The sequence below is a fragment of the Novosphingobium aureum genome (assembly GCF_015865035.1).
Lineage (GTDB): Bacteria > Pseudomonadota > Alphaproteobacteria > Sphingomonadales > Sphingomonadaceae > Novosphingobium > Novosphingobium aureum.
Map to the genome: position 1 here is coordinate 2,269,249 of NZ_JADZGI010000001.1, position 13,542 is coordinate 2,282,790.

The window sequence follows — 13,542 nt, forward strand, 5'->3', positions numbered from 1 at the left end:
CCTGGGGGGAAGCTTGGAAGGAATGCCGCGCTAGCGCGTGGCGCGACACACCGCGTAACCGAAAGCGGGAAGCGACACCGCAAGACTGCCCGGCGCATCGGGCCGCGTGGCGCAGCCGCTCCCCGCGAGCACCTCGAAACCGGCCGAGGCAGGCTCGACGCCGACCTGCGCGGTGAGCGGGGCGGGCGAGGTATTGAACACGAGCAGCACCTCGGTCTCGTCCTCAGGATCGAAACGCGAGAGCGCGAAGAGACCCGGTCCGTCGCTCGACGCTGCACGCAGCACCGAACGCCCGCCGGTCAGCGCCGGGGTCGCGCGGCGCAGCTGCGCCAGCTGTGCAATCTCGCGGTAGAGCGGGTGCGTGGTATCGAAGTTCGCCTCGGCCGTCGTCGCCGAAGTACCGAGCAGGGTCTCGGCATTGTAGACCGGCGTCTTCGAGGCGAACATGTCCTGGCGCGAGAGCTGGTCGCCGCCCTCGCCGACGAAGCCCTGTTCATCGCCCGAGTAGATCGTGGGAACGCCGCGCATGGTGAGCAGCATCGCATTGGCAAGCCGTACACGCGCCATCAGCTCGTCGTCACCGATGCCCGGATTGCGGTCCTTGAGGAACATCGCGATGCGCCCGGCATCGTGGTTGCCAAGAAACGTGGGCAACTGCATCGCGCCCTTCGCGCCGCCTGCGTAGAGCGCGTCGTCCTCGCCCAGCCGCGCCAGTTCGTCCTGCCCTGCGGGCTTGCCCTTACCGTCCTTGCTCAGCGCGTCGATGACCGCATACATGAAGCCGAAGTCGAGCACCGCCGGGAACGCGGCATTGCGGGTCCAAGAGGCGAGCAAAGCAGGGTCGTATTCGCCGGTCGCCACTTCGCCGAAGACGTGGAAGTTGGGAATGCCGCGCTGCCGGGCACGCTCGATCATGGCGGGCACGAAGACGCGCCAGAACTCGGGATTGACGTGCTTGGCGGTGTCGATGCGGAAGCCGTCGATGCCGTAGCGATCGATCCAGTCGCCATAGATCGCGATCATGCCCTCGACCACGCGCGGGTTCTCGGTAGCGAGATCGTCGAGGCCGACGAAATCGCCGTACTGCGCGCTCTCGCCCTTCCAGTCGGTATTGCCGCGGTTGTGGTAGTAGATCGGATCGTTGAGCCAGCCCGGCACCTTGATCGCGCGCTCCTTGGGCGCGACCACGGGCTCATAGGCGAAGCTGGGGTCGGTAAGTTTCGACCAGTTGCCCGGCGATGCATCGCTGTCGCCCGCAAAGCCGGAGTTGATCGCTGCACCCGATACGGGCCCGCGCGTCGAGAAGGGATAGTCCGCCTTCGAGCGGTAGGCGTAGTCGTCGTCTGCCCCCTCGCCCTGCTCCCCGCCGGACTGGCGATAGGAGATGACGTCGGCGGTGTGGTTGGCGATAATGTCCATGTAGACCTTCATCCCGCGCGCATGGGCGGCATCGACAAGGGCCTTGAAATCGGCGTTGGTGCCCAGATGCGGATCGACCTGGGTAAAGTCGGTGATCCAATAGCCGTGATAGCCCGCGCTCTCCTGCCCGGGCAGGCCCTGAACCGGCTTGTTCTTGAAGATCGGCCCGACCCAGATCGCGCTCGCCCCCAGTCCCTGGATATAGTCGAGGCGGCTGGTCAACCCCTTGAGATCGCCGCCATGGTAGAAGCCCTTGTCGGCGGGATCGAAGCCGGTCGCGAGGCGGTCGCCCCTGATGCCGCCCCGGTCGTTTGCAGGATCGCCGTTCTCGAAGCGGTCGGGCAGGACGAAGTAGATCACTTCCTGCTCGGGCGTGCGTGCTCGCAGGCGGGCAAGGTTGTCCTCGGCGGCATCCTGCGCGCAGAGCATGGCCGGCATGGCACCTGCCAGCATGGCGGCAAGGGCGATCAGGGGCAGTTTCACGGCTCGGTGCATCTCTCTCGTCTCGCTCTTGGCGTCGCTAGTGCCTGCATCGATCATGGCCGGGCGGGCAAGTCCTTCATCTCGGGGCAAAGCCCGAAAGGCGGCGGCGGGGCCAGGACCGGAGGCCAATGGCCCCGCCGCACGTCCCGATGCGGGTTTCGGGAGGAGGTCCACCCGCTCCGGGACTGGTTCGGATCGCGTCGCCGCGACCCGGACCGATCTGCCTTGGCGCACCCGGGCCACTGAGGCCCGGGCATGCCGGCATCACTTGGGCAATCAGAACTTGTAGGTGAAGCCTGCCAGGTAGCGGCGGCCGTAGCTCTGGTAGTCGATGACCTGACGGCTATCGCCCGGGTTGGCGGTGACGAAGGGTTCGTCGGTGAGGTTCTGGCCCTGCAGGTAGATCGACAGGCCGTCGAGCGCACCGCCCTCGAAGTCGTAGCCGATCTGCGCATCGACGATCAGCTCGTCAGCCGCGCGGCGACGCACGCGGTTGGCTGCGAAACCCGAGACCTCGCCCACGAAGGTCGAGCGGTAGCGCACCGAGCCGCGGGCGTTGAAGCCCCACTTCTCGAAGTAGGCAGTGCCGTTGGCGACCCACTTCGAATAGCCCGGCAGGTCTTCTGCAGGCGCTCCCGGCGTCGGCGAGATCTTCGTCTTGGTATACGAGACACCGCCGGTGACGCCGAAGCCTTCGAGCGCGGGAACGAGCAGGTCGAAGGGCAGCGTGCCCGCCAGCTCGACACCGTAGAGCTTGCCACCATCGCCATTGATCGGAACGTTGAGCTGCGCGGTCGGCGAGACCGTCACGTCGTCACCCGGGCTTGGCAGCGCGAGGCCATCGGTCGGGATCGTCACGTCGAGGTTGTAGACGTAGCTCTTGAGCTCCTTCCAGTAGAACTGCGCCGCGAGGTAGCCCTTGCCGCCGCCGAAGTACTTCTCGAAGGTCAGGTCGAGCGCATTGGCGCGCCAGGGACGCAGGTCGGGATTACCCGACGAGCCGGTCACCTGCGCCACGTCGCCGGTGATCGTGTAGCCCCAGGAAAGCGAGGCACGCATGTCGTCGAGGCGCGGACGGATGATCTCGCGCGCCGCGGCGAAGCGGACCACGAAGTCGCTCGGGAAGCGCAGCGAGAGGTTGAGGCTGGGCAGCACGTCGAGGTAGTCGGTGCTCGCGTTGCGCTCCGAGGCCCCGATGTTGGGCGAGCCATTGGGGTTGGTCCCCAGCAGAACCGCCGTCGCGCCGCGCGAGTTCTGGTCGGTCCAGTTCGCCTGCACGCCGAAGTTGCCGGTCAGGTGCGCCGAGCCGATGTCGGCATCGATGTTGCCCTGCACATAGCCGGTCATGATCTTCTCGCGGATCGCGTAGCTCTTGACCACCACGTCGCCGTAGGGATTGGCGACGAGGTTGTAGAGCCCGGCATCGACGAGATCGCGCGCATTGTAGCTGACCATCGAACCCAGACCGAGGAAGTCGAGATCGGTCGCGCCCATCTGGTATTCGCTCGGGATCGGAACGCTGACGGTGCCGTCGGTGTTGGCGGCAAGGCCCAGGAAGTATTCCTCGGGCACCAGCGACTTCGAGCGCGTGGTGTAGTTCCAGCCAGCCTGGACCGAGCTGAGCGGCCCGCCGTCGAACTCGCGCGCGACCTCGGCACGGAACTGCCAGAGCTCGTCCTTGATCTTGCGGTCGTTGTAGTAGCCGTCCTGCCCACCCGTGATGGTGGTGCCATCCGGGCCGATCTGCGTGCCGCCCCAGCCCTGCGGGCTGGTCAGCAGGATCAGGTTGTAGTCCGAATAATCGAGCTGATGGGTGAAGCTGGTCCCTGCGGCACCCGACAGGAAACCGATCGTATCGGTCGCACCAGTACCGTCACGGCCCGTGCCCGAGTAGCTCTCGACGTTGAGCTCGTTGCGGTCGGTGCGCGAGTAGCTGACGTCGAACATCGCGTTCCAGCCGTCGTCGCCTTCCCACTTGTTGTTCCAGCCGAAGGCATAGAGCTTGGCGTGACGCTGGAAGACGTCGTTGCGCAGCACGCCCTTGACGTCGGAGAAGGAGCCTTGCGTGATCAGCCCGTCCTCGACGGTATAGCCATCGTCGAGCGATGCGCCCGACCAGAATAGCGGCAGCTCGATGCCGCGCTTGAACTGGTCGTCCTTGAAGTTCGAATAGAACCCGTCGATGGTCGAGGTGAAGTTGGGCGAGGGACGCCACTGCAGCGTGCCGTTGAGGCCGAGACGCTTGAGCTGGGTCGAGGTGACGTAGCTCTTCGAGCCGCCGATGACCTGATTGCCATCGGGTGCCTCGGCATAGCCCCAGGCGTTGAACTCCTCGATCTGGTAAGGCTCGTCGAGGTAGCTCGCGCCCAGCGCGATGCCGATGGTGTCGTCTGCGAACTGGTCGACGTAGAGCACGTTGGCGCGGTAGCCGGTGTCCTTCGAGCCCGCGTTGAGCTTGCCCTGATCGGTATAGGTGCCGCGCGCGCCGAACGAGACGATGCGCTTGCCGGCATCAAGCGGACGGATCGTGCGCATGTCGACCGTACCCGAGAGGCCCTGACCAACGAGGCTCGCCATCGGCGTCTTGTAGACGTTGACCGCGCTGACGATTTCGGACGGATACTGGTCGTACTCGACCGCGCGGTTGTCGCCGGTCGAGGTCTGCTCCCGGCCATTGAGCAACGTGGTCGAGAAGTCGGGCGCGAAACCGCGGATCGAGATCGCGTTCGAGCGGCCCGAGACGCGCTGCGAGGTCAGGCCCGGCAGGCGCGCGATCGATTCCGCGATCGAGGCGTCGGGCAGCTTGCCGATGTCCTCGGCCGAGATCGATTCGACGATCTGGTCAGCGGTCTTCTTCTCGCCGATCGCGCTTTCGAGTGCCGAGCGGTAGCCGGTGACGATGATTGCGCCTTCCTGGGTCAGGACGCCGTCGGCATCCTCGACCGGCTCGTCGCTGTCCTGCGCGAAGGCATTGGTCGGGGCGCCCGCGACCATGGCCAGAGCCAGGGCAACCGTGGAAACATTCCATGCACGCTTAGTATCGATGCGAAGTGCCATCGCTCGTCCTCTCCTGTCGTTGCCGCCGCACGGCATTCTTCCGGCTTGCGGCCTATTCATCGGGAGCGTGCGGCATGCATGCCACGACTCTCCTGTTGCACGCCGCTTAGCCCGAGACAGGACAATGCATAATATGGCATACGTATGCATGGACCGGCACGAATCCCACGCTGTGGCAACAAGGCCGCACCTATGCGGGGCCGCCCGGTTCAACCGATTGCACAAACGAGCGCGAAATACATTTCGGGCGAATACGGGGAGCTGGAGTAACCATGGGCCGCAAGCCTTCGAACCGCCCGACCAGCTTTGACATCGCCTATCGCGCCGGGGTCTCGCAGCCCACCGTGAGCCGCGCCCTGCGTGGGTCCAAGGCGATCAGCGCGGCCACGCGCGAGCGGATCGAGGCGATCGCGCGCGAACTGAACTACTCGGTCGACAAGAACGCCTCCTCGCTGCGCTCGCAGCGCGCCAATACCATCGCGCTGCTGTTCTTCGAGGAAGACACGCCTGACGATTCCAAGATCAATCCCTTCTTCCTCGCCATGCTCTCCTCGATCACCCGCGAATGCGCGAGCCGCGGGCTCGACCTGCTCATCTCGTTCCAGAAGATGGAGGACGACTGGCACACCCGCTACCAGGACAGCCACCGCGCCGACGGCCTGATCCTGCTCGGCTACGGCGACTACACGGTGTATCGCGCACGTCTCGAGCAACTCGTTCGGCAGGGCACGCAGTTCGTGCGCTGGGGGGTGACCGACGGGCCCGAACAGGGCGCTGCGATCGGTTCTGACAACGTGGGGGCCGGACGGCTCGCAGGCCAGCATCTGCTCGAGATGGGCCGCCGCCGCATCGCCTTCATCGGTCAGGCCGACGAGCACTATCCCGAATTCGCCGCGCGCTACCGGGGGCTGTGCGAGGCGCTTGGCGTCGCCGGGATCACGCCCGATCCGGCGCTCAGGCGAGATTCGATCAGCCACGAGGAACTGGGCCGCGCGGCGATGGCCGACATCATCGCCTCGGGCGTCGCCTTCGACGCGGTCTTCGCCGCGAGCGACCTGATCGCGCTGGGGGCGATGCGTGCGCTGATCGCTGCAGGCCTTTCGATCCCCGAGGACGTCGCGGTGATGGGCTTCGACGACCTCCCCGCCGCAAGCATGACCAGCCCCGCACTCACCACCATCTCGCAGGACCTGAAGGGCGCTGGTGAGCGCCTCGTCCAGACGCTCATGGCACAGGTCGAGGACCGGCCCGCACCAAGCCCCCTGCTCGAGACGCGCCTGATCGTGCGCGAGAGCACCGGGGCGCGTTAGTTCGGGAGGCTAGGCGCACTCAGTCGGGTTGATCTTTCCTGCCCCAGTAAAACACGAAGGCATCGCTGAATCCGCCGCCCATGTGGCGAAAACCGGCGGCTTCGACATCATCGAACAGCACGCGCGACTGAAGGGCCTCGACGATATCCGCGAGTGCCTCCTCGCCCAGGTCAGCCGGAAATGTACCGGCGACTTCGCACAGACTTTTCGCGCAGACGACGCGCAAGCGGTTTCCCTCGGCCAGCAGATCGGGAACCTGGGCATAGCGCGAGCGCAGCGCGGCTTCAGCGGACTGCGCCCAGCCCTCGTCCCGCGGCTCGGTTCTCACCCGTTCGTGCAGAGCGGGCAAGTCGGGAGAATGCGCGACAAGCCCGCCAAGCAGGGCATCGGCAGGGCTGCGGGAAGCTTTTGGCTCCTGCGCTGGCTGCGACAGAAACAGGGCAGTGCCTGCAACGAGCGCTGCAACGATTGCGGTCATCACGATCCTTCCAGATTTCAAGACGGGCTTTGTCCCGCTCGAACCAGAAGGCATGGGAGCTGCATCGGCCAGCCCGATTTTCTCGTCCCGATTTTCTTGTAGGCGCAAGGCACGGGCCAGTTCGCGGCTGCTCGCAAAACCAGTCTTGCGCCGGGCCGAACGCAAGCGCTCGTTGACGGCGGCGACGCTCAGGCCGGTGAGGCTGGCGACGCTCTTTGCGGTATGCCCTTCCCCGAAGAGAGACAGCACTTCGCGCTCGCCGGGCGCCAGGCGCGCCAGCTCTGTTTCGGGCAAGTCCGTGTCGTCAGGGGTTAGCGGTTGCCGACCTGCGTTCCGGATCATCACTTACTCCTGCCGGGCATTCCCATGCACACGTCATGCATTGTTATGCGTCGTTCTATGCATGGATTGCGTATTCGTATGCATGAGACACCAAGCATTGCCGTTGGCGCGGCTTCGTGCAACGCCAAAGCCTTGCATCGGAGCCGGACGCGATGATCCGGCGGATCGTGGAGAGGACGTAGAGACATGGCATCGGCCGGGTTCGCCACCGATACGCTGGAGGCCCAGCATGGCGCGCCGGCGCTCGAGAAGCCGCGGCAGGGCTGGAAGGGCCTGTGCAACATCTCCTTCGGGTTCTTCGGCATCCAGGTGGGCTTCGCTCTCCAGAACGCGAACATGAGCCGGGTCTTCCAGTCGCTCGGCTCCTCGATCGACGACCTGCCCGCCTTGTGGGTCGCGGCCCCGCTGACCGGCCTCCTCGTCCAGCCCATCGTCGGGCACTTGTCCGACCGGACCTGGCTCGGTCGGCTCGGGCGGCGCAGGCCCTACTTCCTCGCAGGCGCCCTGCTCGCCGCGATCGCGCTGGTGCTCATGCCCGAGAGCGGTGCACTGCTGATGGCGGCGATGCTGCTGTGGATGCTCGATGCCAGCCTCAACGTCTCGATGGAGCCGTTCCGCGCCTTTGTCGGCGACATGCTGCGCCGCGACCAGCATACCGCAGGCTATGCGGTGCAGACCGCCTTCATCGGCGCGGGCGCGGTGGTCGGATCGCTGTTCCCCTACCTGCTCGACCATCTCGGCGTCGCCAACGAGGCGAGCGGCGGTGCGATCCCCGACACGGTACGCTACAGCTTCCGCGCAGGCGCGCTGATCCTGCTCGTCGCGGTCGGCTGGACGATTGTCACGACCCGCGAATACTCGCCGCAGGAGCAGGCCCGCTTCGCCGAGCCCGCCGATGACGAGGGTGCGCAGGCGACCATGGCAGCGCTTGCAAAGCGCAGCCCGCTCGGCGGTCTGGGCTGGATCACAGGGGGCGGACTGGTGGCGCTCGGCGTGCGGCTCTTCGTGCTGGAAAAGGAAGTCTACCTGCTCGGCGCGCTGCTTGCGCTCTACGGCCTCGCCCTGATCGTCGCGAGCGCTATGGCAAAAGCAGGCCGCGAAGCATCGCTGCTGACCGGCATCGTCGGGGACTTCGCAGGCATGCCGCCGGTGATGAAGCGGCTCGCCTTCGTCCAGTTCTTCAGCTGGTCGGCGCTGTTCATCATGTGGATCAACACCACCCCGGTCGTGGCGCAACACCACTTCGGCGTGACCGATCCGGCCAGCGCGGCCTATCAGGAGGCGGCGAACTGGGTCGGCGTGCTCTTCTCGGTCTACAACGGTGTTGCCGCGATTGCCGCGCTGGCGATCCTGCCCGGCCTTGCCCGGCGCATCGGGCAGGCACGCACCCATGCGCTGTGCCTCGTGCTCGGCGCTGCGGGTTTTGCAAGCTTCATCGTGTTTCGCGATCCCGACATGCTGGTGGTGAGCGAGATCGGCATCGGCATTGCCTGGGCCTCGATCCTCGCCATGCCCTACGCGATCCTCGCCAGTAGCCTGCCGCAGGGCAAGCTCGGCATCTACATGGGCCTGTTCAACGTCTTCGTGGTCCTGCCGCAATTGCTGGTCGCGACGGTGATGGGCTCGATCATGAAGGCGTTCTTCCCGGGCGAGCCGGTCTGGACCATGGCCTTCGCCGCGGCGACCTTGCTGGTCGCGGCACTCGCAATGCTGCGCATCGGCGCGACGCGCGGCTGAGCGCGCAAAGCCTCAGGCCTCGGCTACGCCCCTCGGGCCTCGGCCACCACCTTGTCGCCGTCGCCCTCTGCATCGCGCTGCGTACGCAGGCGATAGCTGTAGGCGGCGCGCCGGATGTGGTTGCGCGCGATGGCCCCTGCCCACTGCGCATCGTGCGCGGCAAAGGCCTCGATAAGGTCGCGGTGGTCGCGCTGGCTCTGCTCGATGTCCTCGAAGGTATAGCGCTCGGCGGTGCGGTGCACGATCACCTGGCTGACGAGAATGCGCATCATCTGGTTGAGCGGCTCGGATTGCGCCGCCTCGAGGATCGTCGCGTGAAAGCGGCGGTTGCCCTCGACAAAGCCGGGGACGTCCGGACCGGGCCTCGCCGCGAGCGCCTGGTCGATGAAGTCGCAATGTTCGCGAAGCCGCGCGATCTGCTCGGATGAGATCAGTTCGGCGGCTCGCTGCGCGCAGTGCGCCTCGAGCTGCGCGCGCAGGCTGAACAGTTCCTCGATGTCGCTGTCCGACCATGCTGGCACAAACACCCGGCGCGTGCCCGAACGCTGCAGCAGCGTCTCGGAGACGAGCCTTGCGATTGCCTCACGAACCGGCGTGCGCGAGGTGCCGCAATAGGTCGCGAACTCGTCCTCGGGCACGAAGGCCCCCGGCGTGAAGTCGCCGGCAAGGATGCCTGCCCGGATCTGCCGGTAAACCTGCTCGGAAGTCTTGGCCATCGTCACTCTCGTTGGCGGCGATGATAGCGCATCCGCCGCATGGGGTCGCCCCCGCCTCTAGCCGTGCGCGTACCGGCAGCGCAACGTCGCTCTATCCTGCTCCCCGCATGGTGTAGGCTCGACAGGGTGCCGGCGGACGCGAGTTGGAGCACATCCGCCGGCATGCGGCAGCGCGGCTCCTCCCCCCGAAGGAGCGCGCTGCCGGCTTTCGTCGATCAGAAGCTGAAGCCAGCCTCGATCCCGATCTGGCGCTGCGCGCCCGGGGTTACGAACGAGCCACCGAACTCGGGCGCGGGGATCACTTCCTCGAGATAACGGGTCTTGAAGAAGTTGTTGACGAAGCCGGTCAGGTTCCAGCCCTCGCCTTTCAGACCCGCACGCAGGTTGACGATGCCGTATGTGTCGCGCTTCGTGCCCGAATAGTCGGCGGTGCCGAGCCCGGGATAGAACAGGTCGAAGATCGTCCGGCGCTCCTGTGCCTGCACGACGTGGAACCAGGTCGGGCCGGTCAGGCGGTAGTCGGCGCGGAAGGTGAAGTCGACGCTGTCCGACACCGGCTGCACCACCGTCGCGCCGAGGTTGAGCGTGTAGTCTGCCGAATAGGGCGACTTGTTGCCCTCGGTATCGGGGCGCACCGAATTGCTGATGATCTTGCTGTCGAGGACGTTGCCCCCGGCATCGAGGGTGAAGCCTTCGGCGACCTTCCACACCACGCCCAGTTCCGCACCCATCAGGCGCACCTTGTCGATGTTCGAGACGACGCGAAGAATGCCGAAGGTGCCGGTGTAGAACTCGAAGAACTGCATGTCCTCGACGATGTTGCGGTAGACCGCGCCGCTGACCTGCACCGATCCGTTGGCAAGGCTCGCCTTGAACCCGGCCTCGAGCGCATGGCTGACTTCCTTCTTGTAGTCGTCCTCGATGCCGATGTTCGAGCCGAGCGCCTGATTGAAGTAGAGATCGACCAGCGCCGCACTGCCCTGGCTGTTGAAGCCGCCCGCCTTGAAGCCCACACCATAGTCCAGATAGACGTTGAAATCGGGCGTGAACTCGTAGCGCGCGGTGAACTTGGGCTGGAGCTGCTGGTAGGAACGCGACTGCGGAGCGAGCGTGCCGACATCGTAGCCCGGATTGATCGAGGCCCCAGTGATCGGGTCGATCACGTCGGGCACCAGCGGGGTGACCGTACGCTCCTCGCGATCGTAGCGCAGCGCCGCCGAGAGCGTGAGCGCATCGCCCAGTTCGTACTGCAACGAGCCGAAGCCCGCATAGACGTTGGTCTTGAAGCGGTCGTCGAACAGCTGCGAGGTCTGGTTGGGCGTACCCGGCGCATTATAGAGGCTGACCACCACCGGCCCGCCGTCGTCCTCGTTGAGCGCGGTCGCGTAGTGGCGGTTGATGTGCAGGTAATAGGCCCCGATCGACCATTGCAGCGGCGAGGCGGTATCCGAGACGAGCCGGATTTCCGCGCTCACGTCGCGCTGGTCGCGCAAGGTGACCTGGATGCCGTCGCAAGTGGTCGGGCTGTAGGCGCCGAGCGTCGATGCTCCCGGAGTCGGCCCGAGATAGAGCGGCGCCTGCAGCACCACGCCCTGCGCGTAGAGGTCGGCAACCGACTGCTGGCACGAGGCCTGTGCGTTGAACCGGCCGAGCGAGGCGCCCGTGGTATCGGCGTAGAAGGTCTCGTCGATGTCCGAGAAGGCCGCCCATGCGCTCAGCTTCGCGCCGTCGAAGGCGTAGTCGGCCTTGAACGAGGCCTCGATCGTGCGCTGGTTGTCGATCGAGGGCACGTTGCGCCGGTACTGGAAGTCTTCGTGGTCGTTGACGTTCTCTGCATACTCGGGGATTCCGAGGACACTGGCGAAGTCTGGCAGCGCGAAGATCGCAGTGAAGTTGAGCGCGCCTGCCTCGACCTTGCCGTAGCGGAACTTGGCATCGAGGGTCAGGCGGTCGGTCGGCTCCGAATAGAGACGTCCGCCAAGCCCCCAACCCTCGTAGGTATCCATGGTCTTGCCCTGAGTACGCGAGTCGGTGCCGACGTTCTCGTAGAAGCCGTTGGTATGGCGGTACTGCCCGAACAGGACGAAGCCGGTATTCTCTCCAAGCGGCCCCGAGATCGAGCCTTCCGCCAGCTGGCTGTCCTGCGTCGCCCAGTAGGCCCTGCCACTGGCCTCGAAGCTGTCCGAGGGCATCTTGGTCGTCATCACGATCACGCCTGCCGTCGCCCCGCGACCATAGTAGGCGCCCTGCGGACCTTTCAGGATCTCGAACTGCTGCAACGCGCCCTGATACTGGTTCACGGCGGCAGTGTTGGTCTTGAGGATGCCGTCGACGACCAGCGCGACGTTGTTCTCGGCATCGCGCGCGCCATTGACGCCGCGGATGTTGATCTGCGCGTCACCGACCTGCGCCGAGTTGGAGACGATGGTCACACCCGGCGTTGCCGCAATCGCCTGCTCGGTTGTGACGATGCCCTTGGCCTGCAGGTCCTCGCCGGTCAGCACGGTGATCGAGGCGGGCACTTCGGACAGGGTCTCATCCTGCCGGCGGGCGGTGACGGTGATCTCCGGCCCCGCTGCGATGCCCTCGGCAACCTGAGCCCATGCCGGCGTGACGCCGATCCCGGCGAAGGCCGCTCCGGCCATGAGAAGTGTACGTTTGCATGCCATCGAATGTTTCCCCTCAACTTCGATTTTCAGGTGTCGAACGCGTCCTCACTGCTTTGTCTTGCGGCGCGTTCCTGCGCGCCACCGTCCGTATTCGGACCTGTTACGCGAGGCTGCATTGCACCGAATTATTTGTACACGAAATTCTGGAGCACCTGGCGCAGTCGCGTACATATCTTGCCCTCTATGTGACAAAATCGGCACAATATGAACGATTGCACTCGAAATGCTGGACCGAACGGATCAGGTCGCGTACGGATTGTGCACGAAATCGAGTCACGCAGCGTGACGGGCGAGGGCAACTCGCAAGATCGGGTGGAGACGGATGAAGACCGCCAGGCGGCTCCTTGGCCTTCGACACTCCAAAGCAAGGAAAGGCACGTCCGCGTGACGGCAAAGTCAATCGAATTCATGGAAGTGGGGCCGCGCGACGGCCTGCAGAACGAAAAGACGATCATCTCGACGCAGGACAAGCTCGAGCTGATCGCGCGCGCCATCGATGCCGGTGCGCGCCGCATTGAGGTAACCAGCTTCGTCAATCCGCGCCGCGTGCCGCAGATGGCCGATGCCGCCGAAGTCTGTGCCGGACTGCCCGAAGCAGACGGCGTGATCTACACCGGCCTCGTGCTCAACGCCAAGGGCGGCGAACGCGCCATTGCCACCGGTCGCATTCACGAGCTGGGCGCGGTCTGCGTCGCCTCCGACCGCTTCGCCATCGCCAATCAGGGCCAGACCAGCATGGAATCGGTCGAGGCCGCCAAGGGCCTCGTGGCCATGGCCAAGGATGCCGGGCTGCGCGGCCAGGCCACCATCGGCGCAGCCTTCGGCTGCCCCTTCGAGGGCGAGATCGCCGAAGATCACGTCATAGCCATGGCCCGCGCGCTGGCCGAGGCGGACCCGGTCGAGATCACGCTTGCCGACACCATCGGCGTCGCCGACCCGGCCCACGTCAGCCGTCTCGTCACCGCAGTCGGTGAAGCCATCGGCCCGATCCCGGTGCGCGTCCACTTCCACAATACCCGCGGCACGGGCGTGGCTAATGTCTGGGCTGCGGTCGAGGCGGGCGCGCGCGTCGTCGATGCGGCCCTTGGTGGTCTCGGCGGCTGCCCCTTCGCACCGGGCGCGGCGGGCAATGTCGCGAGCGAGGACGTGGTCTACATGCTGCACCGCGCCGGGGTCGAGACGGGCATGGACCTCGAAAAGCTGGTGGCAGCCAATGCCTGGCTCTCGGGCGTCATGGACCGCACGCTGCCCTCGATGGTCGCGCGCGCGCCGGCTTTTCCGATGCAGCAGCAGGCCTGATCACCGCCTGACGAAACATTTGCCAACCCGCT

Annotated in this window: 8 protein-coding genes; 3 read left to right on the forward strand and 5 right to left on the reverse strand. The window is 65.7% G+C overall.

Annotated elements, in window-relative coordinates:
• Positions 1–30: 30 nt before the first annotated feature.
• Positions 31–1,857: an alpha-amylase family glycosyl hydrolase gene (locus I5E68_RS10680; RefSeq protein ID WP_228727141.1), complete on the reverse strand. Its 1,827-nt coding sequence runs from the start codon at positions 1,855–1,857 to the stop codon at positions 31–33.
• A gap of 321 nt (positions 1,858–2,178) precedes the next feature.
• Entirely contained in the window at positions 2,179–4,959 is a 2,781-nt protein-coding gene (locus tag I5E68_RS10685; protein WP_197163620.1) for a TonB-dependent receptor, read from the reverse strand.
• A 272-nt stretch (positions 4,960–5,231) separates the two neighbouring features.
• Here I5E68_RS10685 and I5E68_RS10690 point away from each other — a divergent pair, with 272 nt between their 5' ends.
• On the forward strand, positions 5,232–6,269 hold the full coding sequence (locus I5E68_RS10690; protein ID WP_197163622.1) for a LacI family DNA-binding transcriptional regulator: 1,038 nt from the start codon (positions 5,232–5,234) through the stop codon (positions 6,267–6,269).
• Between the two features lie 19 nt (positions 6,270–6,288).
• On the opposite strand, the gene I5E68_RS10695 is transcribed toward I5E68_RS10690, so the two are convergent.
• Positions 6,289–7,089 (reverse strand): sigma factor-like helix-turn-helix DNA-binding protein, encoded by an 801-nt coding sequence (locus I5E68_RS10695; protein WP_197163624.1) that lies wholly within the window; start codon positions 7,087–7,089, stop codon positions 6,289–6,291.
• A gap of 186 nt (positions 7,090–7,275) precedes the next feature.
• On the opposite strand from I5E68_RS10695, the gene I5E68_RS10700 reads away from it, so the two are divergent.
• The gene (locus tag I5E68_RS10700; protein ID WP_197163626.1) at positions 7,276–8,826 is read left to right on the forward strand and encodes an MFS transporter; all 1,551 of its coding nucleotides are present in this window, start codon (positions 7,276–7,278) and stop codon (positions 8,824–8,826) included.
• A 23-nt stretch (positions 8,827–8,849) separates the two neighbouring features.
• Here the strand turns inward: I5E68_RS10700 and I5E68_RS10705 are convergent, their stop codons facing one another.
• Complete coding sequence (locus I5E68_RS10705) at positions 8,850–9,542, reverse strand: GntR family transcriptional regulator (protein ID WP_197163629.1); 693 nt, start codon at positions 9,540–9,542, stop codon at positions 8,850–8,852.
• 215 nt (positions 9,543–9,757) lie between these two features.
• On the reverse strand, positions 9,758–12,211 hold the full coding sequence (locus I5E68_RS10710; RefSeq protein ID WP_228726925.1) for a TonB-dependent receptor: 2,454 nt from the start codon (positions 12,209–12,211) through the stop codon (positions 9,758–9,760).
• 384 nt (positions 12,212–12,595) lie between these two features.
• Here I5E68_RS10710 and I5E68_RS10715 point away from each other — a divergent pair, with 384 nt between their 5' ends.
• Complete coding sequence (locus tag I5E68_RS10715; protein WP_323982134.1) at positions 12,596–13,510, forward strand: hydroxymethylglutaryl-CoA lyase; 915 nt, start codon at positions 12,596–12,598, stop codon at positions 13,508–13,510.
• The last annotated feature ends 32 nt before the right edge of the window (positions 13,511–13,542 follow it).